The following is a 21952-nucleotide window of genomic DNA, read 5'->3' as shown; positions in this document are numbered from 1 at the left end:
CGGCACACAGTTTCTCAGCCCACCGGCGATCGGTCGAGAGTGCCACTCCACCTGCCGGCAACCGCCCGTTGGCGAGGCGGTCGCCGATCGGCTCAACCGGCGGGGCTGAGCGGGGCCGCGCCGAACGACAGGGCGAGGCGCCGGCATCAGCTGGCGACGCTGGTCAGCCCGGTGAGATCGGCGCCGGCGGCGGTCTCGTACGCCTGGTCTCCCCGGTTCCCCTCGAGCGGACCGAGCGCGACGTGGCGCCCGTCGTCGAGGACGTGCCACCCGGACGGCCCGGTACGAACCGGCTGGTCGGTCAGCCAGACCTGAAGATCCGGACCGTTCGAGGTGCCCGGCCCGACCAGCTCCAGCCGGTGCCGGCCCGGAACCCTTACCGACCGTACGGTGGAATCAGGGGCATCCCCGAGCGTTTCCCGATACCCGCAGCGGCTTCCACTTCCTACGCTGGGCGTCGTGACACTGCTCGCGACCGAGTCGCTGACCAAGACGTACGGAGGCCGGGTCACCGCGTTGGCCGACCTCACGGTGTCGGTCGAGCCGGGGATCATCGGGCTGGTCGGCGCCAACGGCGCCGGCAAGTCAACCCTGATCAAGATCCTGCTGGGCCTGCTCGCCCCGACCAGTGGCCGGGTCTCCGTGCTCGGCCTCGACCCCACCACCGACCCGGCCGCGGTCCGCGCCCGGGTCGGCTACATGCCCGAACACGACGCCCTCCCGCCCGACCTGTCCGCCGCCGAGCTGGTCACCCACCTGGGTCGGATCAGCGGCCTGCCGCGGACGGTCGCCCGGGAGCGGGCCTCCGAGGCGCTGCGCCACGTCGGCCTGCACGAGGAGCGCCACCGGGCCGTCGGTGGTTACTCCACCGGCATGAAGCAGCGGGTGAAGCTCGCCCAGGCCCTGGTGCACGACCCCGACCTGCTGCTGCTCGACGAGCCCACCAACGGCCTCGACCCGGCCGGCCGGGACGCCATGCTTGCTCTGATCCACCGGATCGGCACCGAGTTCGGCATCTCAGTGGTGGTCTGCTCGCACCTGCTCGGCGAGGTGGAGCGGATCTGCGACACCCTCGTGGCCATCGACGGCGGGCGGCTGCTGCGCGCCGACCGGGTGGCCGCGATGACCTCCGCCACCGACGTGCTCGCCGTCGAGGTGAGCGAGGGTACGGAGGAGTTGGCCGCCCGGCTCGCCGCGCTCGCCCTGCCGGTGTCCCGGGAGGGGCGGCTGCTGCTCGTCCCGCTCGCCGACGACGCCACCTACGACCTGATCCTCGGCGCGGTCGCCGAGCTGGACCTGCCGCTGCACCGGCTGGACCAGCGGCGGCACCGGGTGGCCGAACTCTTCGCCACGAGGGAGCCCAGCCATGTCTGAGCCGACCGGCGTCATCCACGACATCGGCTACCAGCGCTACACCGGCCCACGGCTGGGTCGCTGGCACGTCTTCGGCGCGCTCTACCTGCACGGCCTGCGGACCGCGTTCGGTCTCGGCCGGTCCGCCAAGGCGAAGATCTTCCCCTGGTTGGTCATGGGCATCGTGCTGGTGGTCGCCGCCGGGCTGACCGCGGTCCGGACCCAGACCGGCCAGGTGGTCATGACGTACGCCCAGTTCGCGGACGCGATGAGCTGGCTGGTGATCTTCTTCGTCGCGGTGGTCGGGCCGGAGCTGGTCTCCCGCGACCTGCTCAGCGGCGTGCTGCCGCTCTATTTCTCCCGGCCGCTGCCGCGGGGCGACTACGCCCTGGCCAAGCTCGGCGCGCTGGTCAGCGCGCTCTGGCTGCTGCTGGGCGCGCCGCAGCTGGTGATGTTCCTCGGCGCCGCGTTCACCACCAAGGACGGGCTGCACGGGGTCTGGACCGAGCTGGGCGACCTGCTCCCCGGCCTGCTCTACGCGGCCCTGTGGGCGGTGGTCTTCGCCTCGGTCGGGCTGCTGATCGCCTCGCTCACCGGCAAACGGGCGTTCGCGGCCGGCGGCATCGTGGCCGTGTTCCTGATGACCGCCCCGATCGTCGGCATCCTGTCGATCATGCCGTCCCGGACGGTCAACGAACTGGCCATGCTCGGCTCGCCCACCGCCCTGATCCACGCTGTCGGCGCTTACACCCTCGGCGACCTGCTCGTACCCGGTGCTCAGACCGAAGATCAGATCGGCGGCTTCGGGCCGCTCTACGTGACCGTCGCCGTGCTGCTGGTGGCCAGCTGCGTCGCCCTGCTCCTGCTGCGATACCGGAAGGTGGCCGCCCGATGACCACGATCAGCGCCGGCCCGCAGGCGGCGGCGACCACGCCCGCGTCCACCCTCGACCTGGCCGGGGTCTCCCGCTGGTACGGCAACGTGGTGGCGGTCAACGACATCACCATGCGGCTCGGGCCCGGGGTGACCGGCCTGCTCGGCCCGAACGGCGCCGGCAAGACCACCCTGCTGCACATGATGGCCGGCTTCCTCGCCCCGTCCCGGGGCGCGGTCACCCTCGACGGGGAGCCGACCTGGCGCAACCCCGGCGTCTACCGGCGGCTCGGCCTGGTCAGCGAGCGGGAGGCGGTGCACGCCTTCCTCACCGCGTACGAGTTCGTGCTGGCCAGCGCGAAGCTGCACCGGCTGCCCGACCCGGAGGCCGCGGCCCGCCGGGCCATCGACCTGGTCGAGATGGCCGACGCGCAGGACCGGCGGATCGGCACCTACTCCAAGGGCATGCGGCAGCGCACCCGGGTGGCCGCCGCGCTGGTCCACGACCCGCAGGTGCTGCTGCTCGACGAGCCGTTCAACGGGATGGACCCGCGGCAGCGGCTGCACATGATGGCCCTGCTGCACCGCCTCGGCGACGCCGGCCGGACCATCCTGTTCAGCTCGCACATCCTGGAGGAGGTCGAGCAGGTCTCGGGCACCGTCCAGGTGATGGTGGCCGGGCGGCTGGCCGCCTCCGGCGACTACCGGACCATCCGCCGGCTGATGACCAACCGGCCGCACGTCTTCGCGGTCCGCTCCACCGACGACCGGGCTCTGGCGGTCGCGCTGATGGCCGAGTCGTCCGTCACCGGGGTGGAACTGGGCCGGGACGGGCTCACCGTCCGGGCCGGCGACTACGGCGCCTTCACCCGGGCGCTGCCGAAGATCGCGCTGGCCCGGCGCATCCGGGTCCGGGCCCTGACGCCCGAGGACGAATCGCTGGAGAGCGTCTTCTCCTACCTGGTGGGGAGCTGACCCATGTCGACCGTTTCCTGGATCACCGCGCGCGGGCTGTTCGGCCGGCGCCGGTTCCTGCTGCTGCTCCCGCTGCCCGCGCTGCTGCTGGTGCTCGCGATCGTCTCCCGTTCGTTGGGGGTCGACCCGAGCCAGTGGGGCCCACCGGTGCTGGTCGGGCTCGGGCTGGCCGTGGTGCTGCCGGTGGTCGCGCTGATCGTCGGCACCGGGGTGCTCGGCGCCGAGATCGACGACGGCACGGTGGTGCACATCCTCACCAAGCCGCTGCCGCGCTGGCAGATCGTGCTGCCCAAGCTCGCCGTGGCGACCGGGGTCAGCGCGGCCACCGTCGCCGTCCCGCTCTACGTGGCGGGGGTGCTCGCCGATTCGGTACGCCTCGGCCTGGGGCTCGCCGCCGCGTCGGCGCTGGGCGCGCTGGCGTACTCGGCCCTGTTCCTGGTGCTCAGCCTGCTGACCCGGCGGCCGGTGCTGCTCGGCCTGGTCTACGTGCTGATCTGGGAGGGGCTGCTGGGCCGGTTCGTGGACGGCACCAAGGTGCTCTCCATCCAGCAGTGGGTGATCGCCCTCGCCGACCGGATTGCCCCCACCGAGCTGCTCAGCACCACCGTCTCCGTACCGCTGGCGGCGGTCCTCACCGCCCTGGTGGTGGTCGGCTCCACGGTCCTGGCCATCGACCGCCTCCGCTCGTTCAGCGTGGCCGGCGAGACGAGCTGACCGTGCACCGCCGCCCCACCCTCCCCGGGGCGGCGCCGTCCGCCCGCCGAGGCCACCCCTCGGCGGGCGGACCTGTCTCCTCCCCGCCCGCCGAGGCCACTACTTCACGGAAAGAGTGGCCTCGGCGGTGCTGATGGCCACTCTTTCCGTGAATTGGTGCGGATCTCGGGTCGGCGGCGGGGCGGGGCGGAGTGGCGCGGTCAGAAGGCGCAGGCGACGACCAGCTCCGTGGTGCGGTCGGGGAGGAAGTCGAGCTTGGCGATCCGACCCGCCGCCTTGAGGTCGTCGGCGATCAGCGTGAGCCGTTCGAGCTGGGCGGCCGGGCCGAGCACCTCGGCCAGCGGCACGTCCGCCTTCATCGACAGCTTCCGTTCCGACTTGGCCCGGCGCACCTGGCCCAGCGCGTCCGCGGCCAGCCGCAGCAGCTCCGGGTCGCCCGGTCCCTGGGTGGCCCGACCCACCTCGTACGTGGTGGGCCACGGCGCCCGGTGCACCGAGCCGTACCGCCACCAGGACCAGACCTCCTCGGTGACGAAGGGCAGCACCGGGGCGAACAGGCGCAACTGCACCGAGAGGGCGGTGGCCAGCGCGGCCCGCGCCGAGTCCGCCCCCGGCCCGGAACCGTAGGCGCGCTCCTTCACCAGCTCGATGTAGTCGTCGCAGAACCGCCAGAAGAACGCCTCCGTCGCCATCAGCGCGGCGGTGTGGTCGTACCCGTCGAAGGCCGCCGTCGCCGCCCCGACCACGCCGGACAGTTCGGCGAGCATGGCGGTGTCCAGCGGCTCGGTGGCCGACAGCTCCAGGTCGCGGCGCGGCGCCAGACGCGCCGAGCTGGAGTTGCCGTACGGTGCGCGCAACGCGTCGGCGGCGCCCAACCCGAGCGCGAACCGGGACGCGTTGAGCAGCTTGGTGGCGAGCCGCCGTCCCACCTTGATCTGCGCCGGGTCGAAGGCCAGGTCCATCCCGGGCTTGCCGTTGGCCGCCCAGTAGCGCACCGCGTCGGAGCCGTGCTGCACCAGCAGGTCCATCGGGGTGACCACGTTCCCCTTGGACTTGGACATCTTCTTGCGGTCCGGATCGAGGATCCAGCCGGAGAGCACCGTGTCCCGCCAGGGCAGCACGCCGTGCTCCAGGTGCGACCGGACCACGGTGGCGAAGAGCCAGGTCCGGATGATCTCCTGACCCTGCGGGCGCAGGTCCATCGGGAAGACCCGGCGGAACAGGTCCGGGTCGGTCTCCCAACCACCGACGATCTGCGGGGTCAACGACGAGGTCGCCCAGGTGTCCAGCACGTCCGGATCGCCGACGAAGCCGCCCGGCAGCCCGCGCTGCGCCTCCTGGTAGCCGGGTGGCGGCTCGCTGGACGGGTCGACCGGGAGGCTGGACTCGTCCGGTGTGAGAGGGTGGGACCAGTCCGGCTCGCCAGCGTTGTCGAGCCGGTACCACACCGGCACCGGCACGCCGAAGAAGCGCTGCCGGCTGACCAGCCAGTCGCCGGTCAGGCCGCCCACCCAGTGCTCGTAGCGGTGCCGCATGTGCTCCGGCACCCAGCGCAGCTCCCGCCCGCGGGCCAGCAGCTCCGCGCGCAGGTCGAGATCCCGGCCGCCGTTGCGCAGGTACCACTGCCGGGTGGAGACGATCTCCAGCGGCCGGTCGCCGCGCTCGTAGAACTTCACCGGGTGGGTGATCGGGCGCGGCTCGCCCGCCAGGTCACCCGCGTCGGCCAGCAACTGCACGATGGTCCGCCGCGCGCCGTTGACGGTCTGCCCGGCCAACGCCGCGTACGGCTCCGCCGGCACCCCGGCCGGCGGCTCGGGCAGCAGCCGCCCGTCCCGGCCGATCACCACCCGGGTGTCCAGCTGCAGCTCCCGCCACCAGGTCACGTCGGTCAGGTCGCCGAACGTGCAGACCATCGCGATGCCCGTGCCCTTGGCCGGGTCCGCGAGCGGGTGCGCGCGCACCGGCACCTCGACTCCGAAGACGGGGGTACGCACCGACGCGCCGACCAGGTCCGCATACCGCTCGTCGTCGGGGTGGCAGACCAGCGCCACGCAGGCCGGCAGCAGCTCCGGCCGGGTGGTGTCGATCAGCACCTCGCGCCCGCCCGGCACGTGGAAGCGCAGCCGGTGGTACGCGCCGGGGCGCTCCCGGTCCTCCAGCTCCGCCTGGGCGACGGCGGTGGCGAACCCGACGTCCCAGAGCGTCGGCGCCTCCGCCTGGTAGGCCTCGCCCCGGGCCAGGTTGCGCAGGAACGCCCGCTGGCTGGCCGCCCGGGCCGCCCGCCCGATCGTGGTGTAGGTCAGCGACCAGTCCACCGACAGCCCGAGCCGCCGCCACAGCGCCTCGAAGACCTGCTCGTCGGCGGTCGTGAGCTGCTCGCACAGCTCGATGAAGTTGCGCCGGGAGATCGGCGCCGGGTCCTTGCGGGCCGCCTCGCTCACCGGCGTGGCCGGCGGCTGCCACTCCGGGTCGTACGGCAGGGCCGGATCGCAGCGCACCGCGTACACGTTCTGCACCCGCCGCTCGGTGGGCAGGCCGTTGTCGTCCCAGCCCATCGGGTAGAACACCGCCCGGCCGCGCATCCGCTGGAACCGGGCCACCGTGTCGGTGTGCGTGTAGGAGAAGACGTGTCCCATGTGCAGCTCGCCGGATACGGTCGGCGGCGGGGTGTCGATCGCGTACACGTCCTGCCGCTCCTTCGAGCGGTCGAACGCGTACGTGCCCTCCTCCTGCCAGCGGCGCGCCCAGGTCTCCTCGATGCCGTCCAGGGTCGGACGCTCGGGGACGCCGGCGCGGGCCGTCCTCGCCGTATCGGTCATCAGCCGATCGTAGGCAGCTGGTGACCTGGCGACCACGGGTTATGCCCTCGCCGGCGCGTGTCGCGTCCGGACGAAGCGAGTGGCCGGCCGGTCAGGTCAGCGAGCCGCGGCGCCGGCGGCGCCGGCGCGCCACGGTGGTCAGCGGGCGATCGGGCCGAGCAGCGGGCCGCGGGTGGCGAGCTGGAAGAAGGGCCGACCGCCGAGTCGCGCGTTCGCCCGGTCCAGGATGGTGGAGACCGGCGCGTACGAGTTGTGCTCGTTCGAGTTGGTGCAGGGGCCCTGCCCGGGGTCGCCGTTGGAGAGGATGCCCAGCGCCTTGCCGTCGGACTCGGTGAAGAGCGGGCCGCCGCTGTCACCCGGCCGGGCGCAGACGCGTACGTCGATGCCACCGCCGCCCTTGCCGGTGATCTCGCCGCACCGGGTGCCGGGCAGGTAGCCGGTGCCCGCCCCGGAGTCGACGTAGACCTCGCCGGACTTCGGCGTGTAGGCGGAACCGGTCGCGCAGACCACCCAGCCGACCTGGATGGCGCTGTACGCCACGTATCCGGTGATCGCCACGTCGCGGCTGCTCGTGCAGCGCGGGTTGTCGGCCACGCACCAGTAGTTGACCAGGCTGGGGGCGGTGGTGGTGCCCGTCTGGTACGCCCAGCGGTCCAGCGCCCCGGGCTGGTACGGCATGATCGCGTAGTCGTAGGGGAAGGCGTTCTCGGCCAGCACCGGGTCGGTCGACTCGACCGAGACCGGGATCTTCGGCCCGAGGAACTGGTGCCAGGTCCGGTCCACCTGCGTGTGCCGCCCGCCGACGACGCAGTGCCCGGCCGTCAGGATGTACGCCTTCCCGGTGCGGGAGCGGACGTTGAAGCCGACGGTGCAGCCGCCGACCGTGCCGTCGTCGCGGGGCACGTCCAGCCGGATCCCGCCCCGCATCGGCGCCTGCGGGCAGTAGCGCGGGTCGCACGCCTTCGGCACCGCGGTCCCGGCCACCCGGGGCCGGGCCGTCGCGGGCACCCCGGCGCCGGCGAGCGCGCCGGGCAGCCGGAGGTCGTCGGCGGCGATCCGGTCTCCGGTGAGCACCACGATCCCGTTGCGCTCCTGGTCGACCAGGACGTCTTCCCCGGCGGTCAGGCCGAGCGCGCCGGCGAGCCGGGTGGCCGCGTCGGTGAGCTGCCGCAGCGGGTGGCGTACCGGGACCACCCGGACGTGCGCGGCGTCCGGGGCGCCGGCGACGGCCGCGCGCACCGCGGCGGCGTCGGTGGCGCCGACCATGAGCACACCGCCGGCTGCCTGGTCCAGCCACATGCCGCCGTACGTGTCGGGGTGCTCGCCGGCCAGCTTCTCGGCGAGCGGTGCGGAGAACTCCTGCAGGGCGAGCCGCCGGGCCGCCTCGGTGGCGGAGACGCGGTAGCGCTCGCGCAGGTAGGCGACGGACGCGGGAGCGGCCTGGGCCACCTCGCGAGCCGGCCGGGCGGCCAGGGCGGTGGCGTTCCCCGTGGACGGTGCGCGACGACCGCCGTCGCCCCCGGTGGCGCGGCTGCCGAGGCCGGCCTGGGCGCCGGCAGCCGGCTCGTCGGTCGCGACGTCCAGCTGCTCGGCGGCGGTCGCGGTCACCGGCGCCCGGTCGGCGTCGCCGCCCCGGGTGAGCGCGAAGGCGGTCGCCCCGACCGCACAGACGACAGCCATTCCGGCAACAGCAACCCGTCGGCGGATACGCACGCCGTGGACCTCCCCGTGTCGGCGCTGGTGATCGGCGCGAGGGACGTCGCGGGGGTGGGTCCGCCCAGGGCGGCCCGGCGACGGGCCGATCGATGATCGGGAAGTCTAACCGCGAACCGCTCGGTCCGGGGCCCCGCGCTCGCTCAGATCAGCGAGTCACGCCACTGGCGGTGCAGGGCGGCGTACCGGCCGCCGGTCGCGGCCAGCTCGGCCGGGGGGCCGTCCTCCACGATCCGGCCGCCGTCGAGCACCAGCACCCGGTCCGCGATCTCGACGGTGGAGAGCCGGTGCGCGATCACCAGCGCGGTGCGGTCCCGCAGGATGCTGCCGAGCGCCCGCTGCACCAGGCGTTCGGTCGGCACGTCCAGCGACGAGGTCGCCTCGTCCAGGATCAGCACCCGCGGGTCGGCCAGGAACGCCCGGGCGAACGCGACCAGCTGCCGCTGCCCGGCGGAGAGCCGGCCGCCGCGCCGGTGCACGTCGGTGGCGTACCCGTCGGGGAGCGCAGCGATGAAGTCGTGCGCGCCGATGGCCCGGGCGGCGGCCTCCACGGCCGCGTCGTCGGCGTCCGGGCGGCCGAACCGGATGTTCTCCGCCACCGAGCCGGTGAACAGGTGGTTCTCCTGGGTCACCAGCACGACCGCCCTGCGCAGCTCGGCGTCGGCCAGGTCCCGCAGGTCGACCCCGTCGAGGCGGACCGTGCCGGCGTCCGGGTCGTGGAACCGGGCGACCAGCTTGGCGATGGTGGACTTGCCCGCGCCGGTCGGCCCGATCAGCGCGACGGTCTGCCCGGCCGGCACGGCCAGCTCCAGCCCGGTGAGGATCGGCGCCTGCGGCCGGTAGCCGAAGGAGACCGACCGGAAGACCACGGCGCCCCGGCCGGGGCCGGCGGGCAGCGGCACCGGCCGCTCCGGCTCGGCCACGGCCGGCCGCTCGTCGAGCACCCCGGCCAGCTTCTCCAGCGCGGCGGTGGCCGACTGCAACGCGTTGTAGAACTGGCTGAGCTCCTCCATCGGTTCGAAGAACCGGCGCAGGTAGAGCAGGAACGCGGCGAGCACGCCGACCTCGGTCCGGCCACCCAGCACCCGCCAGCCGCCGTAGCCGAGCACCACCGCCACGGTCAGGTTGCCGATCATCCGGATGGCCGGCGAGTAGACCGCGATCAGCCGGAACGCGTCCAGGCTGGCCTGCCGGTAGTCGTCGTTCACCGCGGCGAAGATGCGCTGGTTGCGCGGCTCCCGCCGGTATGCCTGCACCGCCCGGATGCCGCGCAGCGACTCGACGAAATGCACGATGACCAGCGCCACCGCCTCCCGGGTCCGCCGGTAGGCCCCGGCGGAGGCGCGGGCGAACCAGCGGGACAGCCAGAACAGGAACGGGAAGGCGAGCAGGGTGGCCGCGGCCAGCGGCAGGTCCAGCCAGAGCAGGATGCCCGCCACCGACAGCACCGACAGCGCGGCCATCACCAGCTTGTCGATCCCGCCGTCGACCAGTTCGGCGATCGAGTCCAGGTCGCTGGTCAGCCGGGACACCATCCGGCCCGAGGTGTAGCGCTCGTGGAAGCCGACGTCGAGGCGGAGGAAGTGGCCGTACACCCGCTGGCGGAGGTCGAGCAGGACGGCCTGGCCGATCCGGGCGGCGAGGGCGAGGAAGCCGCGCCGGGCCGCGTACTCGGTGCCGGTGGCGACGGCGAAGGCGGCCGCTACGGCGACGAGGGGGGCGGGGTCGCCGGCCCGCAGCGGCCCGATGCCCCGATCGATGCCCAGCATGACCAGGTACGGGCCGGCCATCGCGGCGGCGTTCTGGAGCAGCAGCAACGCCACGGCACCGCCGAGCCGGCCCCGGTGCGGGCGCAGCAGCCCGCGCAGCAGCGCCCGGCTGCGGGCGCGGAGCCGGGCCACCGCCTCCGGGGTGGCGGCCTCCGCCCGGCTGCGGTCGGCGTCCGGGTCGGTGGCCCGCCCGCGCCACCGGGTCAGGTCGAGGCCGTCGTCGCGCCCCCGGCTCGGGCGGGGGCTCGTCCGGCCCGGGCCGGCGCTCTCGCCGCGGCGCGGCCGGGGTATCCGGAGCGGACCGTCCGCCCCGCTCATGAGCGCACCAGGCCGGCGTCGTCCGGCCGTCGCTCCGGCTCGGCGGAGAGCACCGCCCGGTACGCCGGCACCCCGGCCAGCAGTTCGGAGTGGGTGCCGACGGCGACGATCCGACCGTCGGCGAGCAGGGCCACCCGGTCGGCGAGCGCCACCGTGGAGGGACGGTGCACCACCAGCAGCGCGGTGGTGTCCCGCAGCACCCGGCGCAGCGCCGACTCGACCAGCGCCTCGGTGTGCACGTCGAGGGCGGAGAGCGGATCGTCGAGGACCAGCAGCGCGGGGCGCCCGAGCACCGCCCGGGCCAGCGCCAGCCGTTGCCGCTGCCCGCCGGAGAGGGACAGCCCCTGCTCGCCGACCCGGGTGGCCAGTCCCCACGGCAGCTCGTACGCGAACTCCGCCTGGGCCAGCGCGAGCGCGGCCCGGACCTCGTCCTCGCCGGCGTCCGGCCGGCCCAGCGTGAGGTTCTCCCAGACCGACATGGAGAACAGGGTCGGCTCCTCGAACGCCATCCCGACCAGCCGGCGCAGCGAGCCGAGCCGCAGGTCGCGCAGGTCGTGGCCGTCGAGGGTGAGCCGGCCGCCGGTCACGTCGTGCAGCCGGGGGACCAGCGAGAGCAGCGTGCTCTTGCCGCACCCGGTGGCCCCGACCAGGGCGAGCGTCTCGCCCGGTTCGACGGTCAGGTCGACCTCGTGCAGCACCGGCGCGGCCGTGCCGGGATAGCGGAACGTCACCCGCTCGAAGCGCAGCCGGCCACGGACGTCGGGGCGGTCCAGCGCCCGGGCGTGCGGGGCGTCCACGATGGTCGGTGGGGTGTCCAGCACCTCGTGGACCCGGTCGGCGGCGGTCGCCGCCTCCTGCCCGTTCGCGATGATCCAGCCGAGCGACTGCACCGGCCAGACCAGCATGAGCTGGAGGCTGACGAAGGCGACCAGCTCGCCGATGGTCAGCACGCCCCGGGCGGCGGCCGCCGCCCCGGCCACCAGCACCACCCCGAGGGTCAGGTTGGGCACCAGGTCGAACAGCGTGGCGGTCCGCGCCAGCAGCCGGGCCTTGCCGATGCCGGTGTCGTGCAGCCGCCGCGCGCCGCCGGCGAACCGGGCGGCCAGCTCCGGCCCCCGCCCGTACGCCCGCATGGTGCGCAGGCCCTGCGCGGTCTCCTCGACCAGCGTGGCCACGTCGCCCTGCTGATCCTGCATCTGCCGGGAGGCCGCGTGGTAGTGCCGGGCGAACCGGCGGCTGATCAGGAACAGCGGCACGGCGCTGGCCGCCACCAGCAGCCCGAGCCACGGGTGCAGCCGGACCAGCAGCACCACCACGGCGGCGTAGGTGACCAGGTTGAGGACCAGGAAGAGCAGGCCGAAGGAGAGGAACCGGCGGATCACCGACAGGTCGCTGGTGATCCGCGAGAGCAGCTGGCCGGACTGCCAGCGGTCGTGGCAGCCGGCCGGGAGCCGTTGCAGGTGGGCGTAGACGTCGGCGCGGATGGCCGCCTCGATGCCGACCGAGGACGACGACTGGGTCCATCGCCGGATGAAGATCAATGCCGCCTCGGCCACGCCGAGCAGCAGCGCCAGGGCGCCGAGCCGGAACAGCCCGGCCACGTCGTGCCGGGCCACCGGCCCGTCCACCACGCGCTGCACCACGAGCGGTATGGCCAGGCTCGCCGCCGTGGCGGCCAGGGCGGCGAGCAGCAGCCAGGCGAACTCGGCCGCGTAGGGCCGCAGGTAGGGGCGCAGCCGCCAGAGGTTGCGCAGCGGATGGTCAGGCGTGGAGGGGTTGCCGTCGCTGTGCGCAGGCACTACCCGACGGTAGCGGCAGGGTGCGACGGTGTCGCTGTCAGCTAACCGTCACCCGTCCCTCATGCCCGAGAAGCCACTTCTTCACGTCCAGCCCCCAGCGGTAGCCGCCGAGCGTGCCGTCGGTGCGCAGCACCCGGTGGCAGGGGACGAAGAGGGCGGCCGCGTTGCGGGCGCAGGCCGCCGCGGCGGCGCGGACCGCCGCCGGCCGGCCGGCCAACTCGGCGAAGCCGGTGTACGTCACCGGCTCACCCGGCTTCACGTCGCGCAGCACCTGCCAGGCGTGCGCCATGAAGACGCCGCCGGTGTGCTGCTCCACGGGGACCGGGTCGATCGCGGTCAGGTCACCGTCGAGGTAGGCGCGGACGGCGGCGGTCACCGGGCCGAGTTCCGTCCGGTCCCGCAGGTCGCCGCGCAGGCTCGGGTGCATCAGCGGCACCAGGCCGGCCGGCTCGGCGGTGAAGCCGGCCGCGCGTACCGCCCCGTCGGGTCCGGTGAGGACACTCAGCGGGCCGGCGGGCGTGTCGATGACGGTGCTGTCCAGTGTGGTCATGCTGCTCTCCAGAGTCGGATCACGGCGTACGACCGCCAGGGGCGCCAGCGGTCCGCGTACGCGTCGAGGGTCTTCGGATCATCGGGCAGGCCGAGCGCGGCGGCGCCCCGGCGTACGCCCAGGTCGGTGGGGAGGAGGACGTCGGGGTCGCCGAGGGCGCGCATGGCCACGTAGCCGGCCGTCCAGGGGCCGATCCCGGGCAGCGCGGTCAGTCGTCGTACCGCCTCCTCCCGGTCCCCGCCCGGCTCCAGGTCGAGGGAGCCGTCCGCGACGGCCCGGGCGACCGCCCGGATCGTCTCCCGCCGCGCCCCCGGCATCCGAAACCCCTCATCCGGAACCCCCAACACCTCCTCCGCCGAGGGAAACCCCCGCAGCCTCCACCCCCGCCCGGGTTGATCATGAAGTTGTTGTCGCGACACGCCGGGCGAGCCGACAACAACTTCATGATCAACGAGGTGGTCGGCGGTGGTCGCCGCCAGGAGGTGGGTGAGGGTGGTGCGGGCGGAGCGGAGAGAGATCTGCTGGGTGGCGATGGCGCGGAGGGCCATCTCGAAGCCGTCCACGGCGTGCGGGAGGCGGACGCCCGGTTCGGCGGCCACCGCCGGGGCGAGGGCCGGATCCTCGGCCAGGGCGCCGTCGGCCGCGACCGGATCGGCGTCCAGGTCGAGCAGCCGCCGGCAGCGGGCCACCGCGGGGGCCAGGTCACGCATGTCGGCCAGGCGCAGCGTGGCGGCCACGTGTCCGTCGGCCGGGGTCAGCGCGACGGTGGCGGCTCCGTGCGGCAGCCGCAGCGCGCGGTGGTACGTCCCGTCGCGTACCTCCTCCACCCCGGGCAGCGCCCGCCGGGCGAGGAAGTCCAGCAGCGCCGTCGCGTGCAACGGCGGACGGTACGCCAGCCGCAGCGTGATGGTGCCCGCCCCGCTCGCCGCCGGCCGTCTCGCCCGGCCGACCCGCAGCTCGGACGGCGTCGCCCCGTACACCTCCCGGACCGTGTCGTTGAACTGCCGGACGCTGCCGAAGCCGGCGGCGAACGCGACCTCGGCCAGGCCGAGCCCGGTGGTCTCGATGAGGATCCGGGCGGTCTGGGCGCGCTGGGCCCGGGCCAGCGCGAGCGGCCCGGCGCCCAGTTCGGCGCGGAGCATCCGGTGCAGGTGCCGCTCGGTGTAGCCGAGTCGGGCCGCCAGCCCCGGTACGCCGTCCCGGTCGACCACCCCGTCCGCGATCAGCCGCATGGCTCGCCCGACCACGTCCGCCCGGACGTCCCACTGCGGGGATCCCGGGGCGGCGTCGGGTCGGCAGCGGCGGCAGGCCCGCAGGCCGGCGCCCTGCGCGGCGGCGGCCGACGGGAAGAACCGGACGTTCTGCCGCTTCGGCGTCATCGCTGGGCAGGACGGCCGGCAGTAGATCCCGGTCGACGTCACGCCGGTGTAGAACCAGCCGTCGAAGCGCTGGTCACGGCTGTCCACGGCCCGGTAGCACCGTTCGAAGTCCAACTCCACGCCATCGATCCTGCCTCGCAGGTCCAGCCTCCGGCTGGCGGGATTCGGACCTGGCCGTACACCCCCTTCTGACCACAGCCGGACCCCGGAGACCCCTCTGTCCAGGCCCGCCCCGTTGATCATGAGGTTGGCGGCAGTCCGGGAGATCCACTTCGCCGTCAACTTCATGATCGACCGAGCCGAACGAGGGGGTCCGGGCACCTGAGTGCGGCGGGCGGGGAGGGTGGGCGCCGGGGCGTGCAGTGGAGGGGGCGGGGGCGCGGGCTGGGCGACGGGGGGTGGGACCGCCCGTGCGTGTCGGTCACCGATACAGACGTCCCAGCTCAGGCCAGCTATCCCTGACGTGGCAACGGTTTCCGGCGGCGAAAGTGTCGGTAGTGGTCGGTACGGTCCCGCCAACCAACTCAAGAAAAGGTGCGGGGAATGGCGAGCGTGGCCGGGCGAGGTGCCCGCTGATGCGGTCGGGGCGGATACGGCTGGACCGCGCGGTGGTGCAGGGCTTCTACGACCGGATGCGGGTGGTGGCGCCGGCCGCGTACGGCGCGATCGAACGGGACCGGGCCGACGACCCGGGGCGCGCCTTCGCCGAGACCGCGTGTGGCCGGCTCGCCGGCTCGCTGGACGCGGCGGGGCTGCGGGCGCTCGGGATGTGGGCGCACCACTGGTGCATGCGCTTCTACGACGACGACACCCGGGTCGGCCTGCGGCTGGTCCGGGAGATCGCCGGCCGGAGCGGGCTGGGCTGGACGGTCGACGAGGTTTGCTGGCTGCTCGACCAGTCGTACGCGGCCGGCCCGGCCGCCGCGCACCGGTTCACGCTGCCGCTCGCCGCCGCGGCCGAGCTGCCGCCCGGGGCGCTGCCGGATCGGGGCGACGAGGCGCCGGGGTGGCCGCGCCTGCTCGCCGGCTGATCGCCGGACCGGTCCCGGGCGTGAGCTGGTCCGACGGTTCGACCGGGCGGGGTCGGCCCGGCAGCTGACCGAGCACCATCGCGGCGACCGCCACCGCGAAGCCGGCGAGCTGGATCAGGCTGAGCGCCTGCCCGAGCACCAGCCAGCCGAGGGTGGCGGCGGTCAGCGGGCTGAGCGCGCCCAGCACCGACACCCGGGTGACCGGCAGTCGCGCCGCACCCCGGAACCACAGGGCGTACGCCAGGGCGGTGCCGATCAGCCCGAGCCAGGCGTACCCGAGCAGGGCGGGCCGGTCCAGCACGGGCGGTGCGCCCTCGACGGCGGCGGCGACCGGCAGGATCAGCAGGCCGCCGGCGACCAGCTGCCAGCTCGTCGCGGCGAGGGTGCTGACGCCGGCCGGCCGCCCCCAGCGGCGGGTGAGCACCAGCCCGGTGGCCATCGCGGCGGTGCCGGCGAGCCCGGCGGCCACGCCGAGCGGGTCCAGGCCGGCGCCGGGCCGCAGCACGACCAGCGCGACGCCCAGCGGTGCGGCCAGCGCAGCGAGCAGCGCCGGCCGGCCGGGCCGCGCGCCGAGCGCGGCCACGGTGAGCGCGACGACCAGCAGCGGTTGGGTGGCGCCGAGGACGGCGGCGGTGCCGCCGGGCAGCCGGTACGCGGCGACGAAGAGCAGCGGGAAGAAGGCGCCGATGTTGAGCGCGCCGAGCAGGGCGGCCCGCCACCACCAGGTGCCGTTTGGTCGGCGGCGGGTGAGGGCGAGCAGTAGCAGCCCGGCCGGCAGGGCCCGGTACGCGCCGGACCAGAGCGGCCGGTCGGCCGGCAGCAGTTCGGCGGTGACCAGGTAGGTGGTGCCCCAGGTGGTCGGGGCGACGGCGGTGAGCGCGACGTCGGTCCAGCGCCGATGCATGACAGCCCTCTTCTCTCGCTGCTAAGTAGCTTAGCGCTAAGCTAATCAGTGCCGAGTCAAGGAGGGAAGTGCGAGGTGCGGCACAATCCGTGGGTGGCAGCGGACGACGTGGACGTGATCGTCGAGCAGTGGCGCCGGGAGCGGGCCGGCATGCGGCCAGAGCCGATGGCGGTCTTCGGTCGCATCTACCGGCTGGCCCGCCTGGTCGGCGACAGCCAGGAGAAGGTCTACGCGGGCTGGGGGATCAGCCGGGGCGAGTTCGACGTGCTGGCGGCGCTGCGCCGTGCCGGCGAGCCGTACACCCTGGCGCCGAAGGCGCTCGCCGCCTCGCTGATGCTGACCTCCGGCGGGATGACCGGGCGGCTGGACCGGCTGGAGCGGGCCGGGCTGGTCCGCCGGTCACCCGACCCGGAGGACCGGCGGGGCCTGCGGGTCAGCCTGACCGACACCGGCCGTCGCGTCGTCGAGGAGTCCGCCGACGCCGGCCTGGAGGTGCAGCGCCGCCTCCTGGACGCCCTGCCGCCCGCCGACCAGGAACGCCTCGGCGACCTGCTCCGCGCGCTGCTGGCCGCCGCCGAGACGGGCCGCTGACGGGCCGGGCTGCGGGCGGCCCGGCCCGTGGCGCAGGATGAGCGGAGATCGCAGACCATCCGACCGGGAGGACCGCATGCCGGCCGCCGAACCGACCATCGTCGCCACCAGTACGGGCTTCAGCAGCCGCCACCGCGGGCCGTGGGACGCGCAGCCCGGGCCGATCTTCGAGCTGATGGCCGAGCTGGCGGAGGCCGGCCCCGCGCCGCGGATCTGCTACCTGAACCAGGCGGTCGGTGACCAGCCCACCTCGTTCACCGTGTTCCACGGGGCCTTTGCCGGCACCCGGTTCCGCCCCTCCCACCTGGCGCTGTTCCCGATGCCCAACGTCGAGGACATCCGGACCCACCTGCTCGCCCAGGACCTCATCTGGGTCGGCGGCGGCAGCGTCGCCAACCTCTGCGCGGTGTGGCGGGTGCACGGCCTGCAGGACATCCTGCACGAGTGCTGGCAGGCCGGGGTGGTGCTGGGCGGCGTCTCCGCCGGGTCGATCTGCTGGCACCTCGGCGGGGCCACCGACAGCTACGGCCCGACCCTGCGGCCCTTCACCGACGGCCTGGGCTGGCTCCCGTACGGCAACGGGGTGCACTACGACGGCGAGGAGCAGCGCCGGCCGTTGATCCACAAGTTGGTCGGCGACGGCACGCTGCCCACCAGCTACTGCACCGACGACGGGGTCGGGCTGGTCTACCGGGGCACCCGGCTGGCCGAGGCGGTGGCGGACCGGGAGGGCGTCGCCGCCTACAAGGTGACCCGGGAAGTGGACGGCAGTGTCCGGGAGACCCGGATCGAGCCCCGGCTGCTGACCGCTCAGCCCTCCTGAGCCCGGCGGCGTACGGCGTCGAAGACCTGCGCCAGCTCGGCCGCGTCCTCCCCGGCGTGATGGGTGTGCGGCAGGTCCGTCAGGCCGAGCCGCTCCTTGATCATGCCCTTGCGGGTGTTCCGCCACTCGACGCCGGTCAGCCCCATCCAGTAGCTGCGCAGGTCGACGCCGGAGCCGGTGGCGCCGAACGGGCTGTGCCCGACGAACCGGACGAAGTACCAGTGCACGAACATGCCGTCCCAGACCGCCGGGGCGGCCAGGAACACCGGCCGGCCGATCCGGCGCAGCCCGTTCACCCACGCCGCGGCGGACCGCATCGCCTCCTCGGCGCTCGGCGCCTCGCGCAGCAGCCGGTTCCGGTCCAGCCCGGAGACGGCCAGGGCGGCCGGGACGAAGTCGTCCGAGATCGGCCGCAGCTCGGTGTAGAAGGCGAGGTCCGGGCGTCCGGCCACGGCCATGCCCAGCGAGATCATGCTGTACGGCCCGGGGATCGGCCCGTCCGCCTCCACATCGACGGCGACGTACAGCTCGGGCAGTCGCGAGGTCACCGGCGGAGGCTAGCAACGCGCCCGCGGTGACCGCCGTCCCTTTTCGCGTCGGCGGCGGGCCTGCCTGTCCGGCACCGGCGCCGAACCGCGTAAGCTGGCTCGTCGTGAGTCTCACCATCGGCATCGTCGGCCTGCCCAACGTCGGCAAGAGCACCCTGTTCAACGCGCTGACCAAGAACGACGTGCTCGCGGCGAACTACCCCTTCGCCACCATCGAGCCGAACGTCGGCGTGGTCGGGCTGCCCGACGAGCGGCTGACCAGGCTCGCCGAGATCTTCTCTTCGCAGAAGGTGCTGCCGGCGCCGGTCTCGTTCGTCGACATCGCCGGCCTGGTGCGGGGTGCCTCCAAGGGCCAGGGTCGGGGCAACGCGTTCCTGGCCAACATCCGCGACGCCACGGCGATCTGCCAGGTGGTGCGCGCCTTCTCCGACCCGAACGTGGTGCACGTCGACGGCAAGGTCTCGCCGGCCGACGACATCGAGACGATCAACACCGAGCTGATCCTGGCCGACCTGCAGACCCTCGAGAAGGCGCTGCCCCGGCTGGAGAAGGAGGCCAAGCTCCGCAAGGACCGGGCCGCCGCCGTCGAGGCCGCCAAGAAGGCGGTCGACGTCCTGGACAGCGGCATCACCCTGTACGCGGGCGCGGCCGCCGCCAACGTCGAGCTGGAGCACCTGCGCGAGCTGCACCTGCTCACCACCAAGCCGTTCCTCTACGTCTTCAACGTCGACGAGGCCGAGCTGGGCAACGCCGAGTTCCTCGACGAGCTGCGCGCCCTGGTCGCCCCGGCCGAGGCGGTCTTCATGGACGCCAAGATCGAGTCCGAGCTGGTGGACCTGCCCGAGGAGGAGGCCCGCGAGCTGCTGGAGTCAATCGGGCAATCCGAGCCGGGCCTGGACCAGCTCGTCCGGGTCGGCTTCCGGACGCTCGGGCTCCAGACGTACCTGACGGCCGGCCCCAAGGAGGCGCGGGCCTGGACCGTCCCGGTCGGCGCGACCGCGCCGGAGGCCGCCGGGGTCATCCACAGCGACTTCCAGCGCGGCTTCATCAAGGCCGAGGTGGTCTCCTACGACGACCTGGTCGCGGCCGGATCGATGGCGGCGGCGAAGGCCGCCGGCAAGGTCCGGATCGAGGGCAAGGAGTACGTCATGCAGGACGGCGACGTCGTGGAGTTCCGCTTCAACGTCTGAATCCGGCCTGTTCCCGCAGGTCAGGACGGTGTGCTCTGGCTCTGGGGCACACCGGGGGCACGACCCCATGCCTCATCGACCGCCGGCGTCCGAGTCTCGGGATCTGGGTGACACGTCCGGCTAGACGATCTTGTTTGGGTAGCGGCTCAGTATCCGGTGGAGGAGCTGTCGGTCGATCCTGAGCGGGCTGCAGCCGCGCCGAGCGGGTCCGCAGGAGGGTATCCGGCTGGGCGTCGGAGGCGAAGCCCAGCCCGTAACCCCTTGAGGCCGCATCGAGCAGCTCTGCGGAGTCAGGCGTCCTCGTGAAACACTTCACCACCTAGCACCGACGCCACAGCCTGGCACGCCTGCTGATCCGGGCAGCCCACCGTCCAGTTCCGGCCGAGCACCAGGTCCACCGGTGCCACACCCTTCAGCAGTTCCGCCTCCATATCGGGCTGGGCCCTGGCATCCGACGCTGAGGCGTAGATGCCGACGGTGTACTCGTCGCCATTGACGTGGCAGTTGCCGCGGGCGACTGCGCCTCGCGGTTGGGCGATTGCCGAGTAGCCGGTGCAGTCGATGCCGCCCTTGCGGAGCGCGTCGACCAGGAGGAGCGGGCTGTCGTAGGTGCCGCCGTCGACGGGCGGGCCACTGGTGGCCGGTGCGGCGCTGCCGAGCGGGGACGCGTACTGCGGCTGGGCGACATTGTTGGACCTTTTCGGCTGCGGTTCGCTGGCGCAGCCAGGCAGAGCCAGGAGCAGGGCGGCGGCTGCGATGAGGTGGCGGGTGCGAACCATGCCAGGCACCATACCGATCCACGTCTACGCGATGCGGCCCTCTGTCGTCGGGCGAGTGGGCCGGCCATCCGGCGGAGGGGCACCCCCTACGGGCGCTCCGCCGGTCCCTGGCTTCGCGAAGTGTCACGCAGGTCCTGATACCAACGTGTCAACGATGTCCGTCAGTTTTAGAGCCGCCGCATACGGCAGCGCCGAAAGTGGTTGAGGTTCGCGGGCCGGCAGCCGGCCGCGCCGCGCCCGAGCAGGGCGGCGCAGGGAAGGGCACGCCGGCCGCGTCGGCGAGCTGGCGGCGGTCGCGGGGTTGCGGTTAGTGCGCCCTACCTTCTATTGCAGGCCGGGCGGTGATAGTCGTTCGGGCTGACGCGGACGGGGCGGGTATGGCTTTTAGTGTTGCTGCCGGTCATGGCCACGGAGGCTTCGCCGCCTGCCTCGTCTGCTCTTCCTGACTGCTGATTGGGCTGTGCGATTGATCGCTGTGTAGGGCGTTGACGGCGGGAAGAGCGCGCGTGAACAGCCGACGGGAGAGGGGAGTCGCATGGCTGTCGCGGTGGGCATCGACGTGGCGAAGGGGTTTCACTGGGCTGCGCTGGTGCACGTTGAGACCGGCAAGGTGCTGGCCAGCCGCAAGGTGGACAACGACCCGCCAGCGATTCAGGCCCTCATCGAGGACATTCGTGCCGTCGAGGCCGAGCACGGCTCGGCCACGGTCGCAATCGACGTGCTTGGTGGGATCGCCGGGTTGCTGCAGGTGATGCTGGGTGACGAGGGGCTACGGCTGGTGCACGTGCCCGGGCTGGCGGTCAACCGGGCTCGGCGGGCCACCCGTGGTGGCGAGCAAAAGTCTGACCCGCGGGATGCCAAGGTCATCGCCGATCAGATCCGGCTACGCGCGGACGAGCTGCGCCTGGTCGAGCAGGCCAGCGACGCCGACGCAGAGCTGCGGTTGCTGGTCAGCCGGCGCCGCGAGCCCGGCGGTCGACCAAACCCGACGCATCGCCCGGCTTCGGGACCTACTCGCCAGCATCCACCCCGGCCTGGAACGTGTCGTTGACGCCACCAACAAGGCCGATCTGGCGTTGCTGGCCCGCTACGTCACGCCGACGGAGATCCGACGCGCGGGACGCCGTCGGGTCACCGAGTACCTACGCCGCGTCGGAGGGTTGCACGCCGCCAGCATCACGTTCCTCGTCGAGCAGGCCCTGGCCTCCGCGCAGAGTCAGCGCATCACCGTGCCAGGTGAGGCCGTCGCCGCGGACCTGGTCCGCGACCTCGCCGGTGAAGCTCTGGCCTGCCGCTCCAAACTCGCCGACCTGGACAAACACATCGCCGGGGCTCTCGACACCCACCCTGACGCGGCCCTCATCCGCACCCTGCCCGGAATGGGAGCCACCCTCACCGCCGAGTTCCTCGCCGTCGCCGGCGGCATCGCCCGCTTCGCCACCGGGGACCACCTCGCCAGCGCCGCCGGCCTGGCCCCGGTGCTGCAACAGTCCGGCAAGATGCGCTACCTACGCCGCGCCACCAGCGGCGACAAGACCCTCAAACGGATCTTCTACCAGTCGGCATTCAGCGCCCTGCAACACGACCCCACCAGCCGCGCCTTCTACGACCGCAAACGCGCCGAGGGCAAGCGCCACCAGCAAGCCCTCATCGCCCTGGCCCGACGCCGCATCAACGTCCTGCACGCCATCCTGCGCAACCGACAGCCCTACCAACCGCAACACCCACTCGCCGCTTGACTTCAGCATTGGGCTGCCTCCGGCGGGGGCGCTCCGGCTCCAGGATGGCCGGGGCTCCATCGGCGCGTCGCGGTCCGTGGGTGGT

General features: G+C 73.6%; 19 protein-coding genes and 1 pseudogene. 10 read left to right on the top strand and 10 right to left on the bottom strand.

The window, feature by feature from the left end:
• Positions 1 to 146 precede the first annotated feature (146 nt).
• Positions 147 to 368, bottom strand: a pseudogene (locus ACY34I_RS22815) (DM13 domain-containing protein); the annotation flags it as partial.
• A 91-nt stretch (positions 369 to 459) separates the two neighbouring features.
• Here ACY34I_RS22815 and ACY34I_RS22810 point away from each other — a divergent pair.
• The 4 genes from ACY34I_RS22810 to ACY34I_RS22795 are packed head-to-tail and all read left to right on the top strand — an operon-like array spanning position 460 to position 3915.
• A complete protein-coding gene (locus tag ACY34I_RS22810) occupies positions 460 to 1374 on the top strand; it encodes an ABC transporter ATP-binding protein (protein ID WP_148793652.1) in 915 nt (304 codons plus the stop codon).
• A complete protein-coding gene (locus ACY34I_RS22805) occupies positions 1367 to 2248 on the top strand; it encodes an ABC transporter permease (RefSeq protein WP_462757106.1) in 882 nt (293 codons plus the stop codon). Before ACY34I_RS22810 ends, ACY34I_RS22805 begins: the two co-directional genes overlap by 8 nt.
• Positions 2245 to 3201 (top strand): ABC transporter ATP-binding protein, encoded by a 957-nt coding sequence (locus ACY34I_RS22800; protein WP_462757105.1) that lies wholly within the window; start codon positions 2245 to 2247, stop codon positions 3199 to 3201. The genes ACY34I_RS22805 and ACY34I_RS22800 overlap by 4 nt, the downstream gene beginning before the upstream one ends.
• Before the next feature lie 3 nt (positions 3202 to 3204).
• Positions 3205 to 3915: an ABC transporter permease gene (locus tag ACY34I_RS22795; protein ID WP_462757104.1), complete on the top strand. Its 711-nt coding sequence runs from the start codon at positions 3205 to 3207 to the stop codon at positions 3913 to 3915.
• 200 nt (positions 3916 to 4115) lie between these two features.
• On the opposite strand, the gene valS is transcribed toward ACY34I_RS22795, so the two are convergent.
• The 6 genes from valS to ACY34I_RS22765 form a co-directional block, all read right to left on the bottom strand.
• Positions 4116 to 6734: a valine--tRNA ligase gene (valS, locus tag ACY34I_RS22790; protein ID WP_462757103.1), complete on the bottom strand. Its 2619-nt coding sequence runs from the start codon at positions 6732 to 6734 to the stop codon at positions 4116 to 4118.
• A gap of 138 nt (positions 6735 to 6872) precedes the next feature.
• Positions 6873 to 8414, bottom strand: coding sequence for a S1 family peptidase (locus ACY34I_RS22785; protein WP_462757102.1), 1542 nt, complete (start codon positions 8412 to 8414; stop codon positions 6873 to 6875).
• A gap of 176 nt (positions 8415 to 8590) precedes the next feature.
• On the bottom strand, positions 8591 to 10534 hold the full coding sequence (locus tag ACY34I_RS22780; RefSeq protein WP_462757101.1) for an ABC transporter ATP-binding protein: 1944 nt from the start codon (positions 10532 to 10534) through the stop codon (positions 8591 to 8593).
• Positions 10531 to 12333 (bottom strand): ABC transporter ATP-binding protein, encoded by a 1803-nt coding sequence (locus ACY34I_RS22775; RefSeq protein ID WP_462757100.1) that lies wholly within the window; start codon positions 12331 to 12333, stop codon positions 10531 to 10533. Before ACY34I_RS22775 ends, ACY34I_RS22780 begins: the two co-directional genes overlap by 4 nt.
• Before the next feature lie 37 nt (positions 12334 to 12370).
• Positions 12371 to 12883 carry a methylated-DNA--[protein]-cysteine S-methyltransferase gene (locus tag ACY34I_RS22770; protein ID WP_462757099.1) on the bottom strand — a complete coding sequence of 171 codons (513 nt, stop codon included), beginning with the start codon at positions 12881 to 12883 and terminating at the stop codon, positions 12371 to 12373.
• Positions 12880 to 14382 (bottom strand): DNA-3-methyladenine glycosylase 2 family protein, encoded by a 1503-nt coding sequence (locus tag ACY34I_RS22765; protein ID WP_462757098.1) that lies wholly within the window; start codon positions 14380 to 14382, stop codon positions 12880 to 12882. The genes ACY34I_RS22770 and ACY34I_RS22765 overlap by 4 nt, the downstream gene beginning before the upstream one ends.
• A 455-nt stretch (positions 14383 to 14837) precedes the next feature.
• Here ACY34I_RS22765 and ACY34I_RS22760 point away from each other — a divergent pair, with 455 nt between their 5' ends.
• Positions 14838 to 15293, top strand: a complete 456-nt coding sequence (locus tag ACY34I_RS22760; RefSeq protein ID WP_187413290.1) for a hypothetical protein — start codon at positions 14838 to 14840, stop codon at positions 15291 to 15293.
• On the opposite strand, the gene ACY34I_RS22755 is transcribed toward ACY34I_RS22760, so the two are convergent.
• Complete coding sequence (locus tag ACY34I_RS22755) at positions 15196 to 16197, bottom strand: EamA family transporter (RefSeq protein WP_462757097.1); 1002 nt, start codon at positions 16195 to 16197, stop codon at positions 15196 to 15198. The genes ACY34I_RS22760 and ACY34I_RS22755 overlap by 98 nt on opposite strands.
• A 93-nt stretch (positions 16198 to 16290) precedes the next feature.
• Between ACY34I_RS22755 and ACY34I_RS22750 the strand changes: the two genes are divergently transcribed.
• Both ACY34I_RS22750 and ACY34I_RS22745 read left to right on the top strand, forming a co-directional pair.
• The gene (locus ACY34I_RS22750) at positions 16291 to 16788 is read left to right on the top strand and encodes a MarR family winged helix-turn-helix transcriptional regulator (RefSeq protein ID WP_462757096.1); all 498 of its coding nucleotides are present in this window, start codon (positions 16291 to 16293) and stop codon (positions 16786 to 16788) included.
• A gap of 76 nt (positions 16789 to 16864) precedes the next feature.
• A complete protein-coding gene (locus tag ACY34I_RS22745; protein ID WP_148793663.1) occupies positions 16865 to 17611 on the top strand; it encodes a Type 1 glutamine amidotransferase-like domain-containing protein in 747 nt (248 codons plus the stop codon).
• On the opposite strand, the gene ACY34I_RS22740 is transcribed toward ACY34I_RS22745, so the two are convergent.
• Entirely contained in the window at positions 17599 to 18159 is a 561-nt protein-coding gene (locus tag ACY34I_RS22740; RefSeq protein ID WP_462757095.1) for an exonuclease, read from the bottom strand. The two genes, ACY34I_RS22745 and ACY34I_RS22740, sit on opposite strands and share 13 nt — an antisense overlap.
• A 104-nt stretch (positions 18160 to 18263) precedes the next feature.
• Between ACY34I_RS22740 and ychF the strand changes: the two genes are divergently transcribed.
• Positions 18264 to 19349, top strand: a complete 1086-nt coding sequence (ychF, locus tag ACY34I_RS22735) for a redox-regulated ATPase YchF (RefSeq protein ID WP_462757094.1) — start codon at positions 18264 to 18266, stop codon at positions 19347 to 19349.
• 290 nt (positions 19350 to 19639) lie between these two features.
• On the opposite strand, the gene ACY34I_RS22730 is transcribed toward ychF, so the two are convergent.
• On the bottom strand, positions 19640 to 20128 hold the full coding sequence (locus tag ACY34I_RS22730) for a hypothetical protein (RefSeq protein ID WP_462757093.1): 489 nt from the start codon (positions 20126 to 20128) through the stop codon (positions 19640 to 19642).
• Positions 20129 to 20663: 535 nt separating this feature from the next.
• Between ACY34I_RS22730 and ACY34I_RS22725 the strand changes: the two genes are divergently transcribed.
• Both ACY34I_RS22725 and ACY34I_RS22720 read left to right on the top strand, forming a co-directional pair.
• Positions 20664 to 21179 carry an IS110 family transposase gene (locus tag ACY34I_RS22725; protein WP_462757092.1) on the top strand — a complete coding sequence of 172 codons (516 nt, stop codon included), beginning with the start codon at positions 20664 to 20666 and terminating at the stop codon, positions 21177 to 21179.
• A 25-nt stretch (positions 21180 to 21204) separates the two neighbouring features.
• Entirely contained in the window at positions 21205 to 21867 is a 663-nt protein-coding gene (locus ACY34I_RS22720; protein WP_462757091.1) for a transposase, read from the top strand.
• Positions 21868 to 21952 lie beyond the last annotated feature (85 nt).

The organism is Micromonospora sp. RTBAU3-60, from assembly GCF_054963695.1.
Note: the sequence above shows the minus strand (reverse complement) of the source record. Positions and strands in the feature narration are given on the sequence as shown.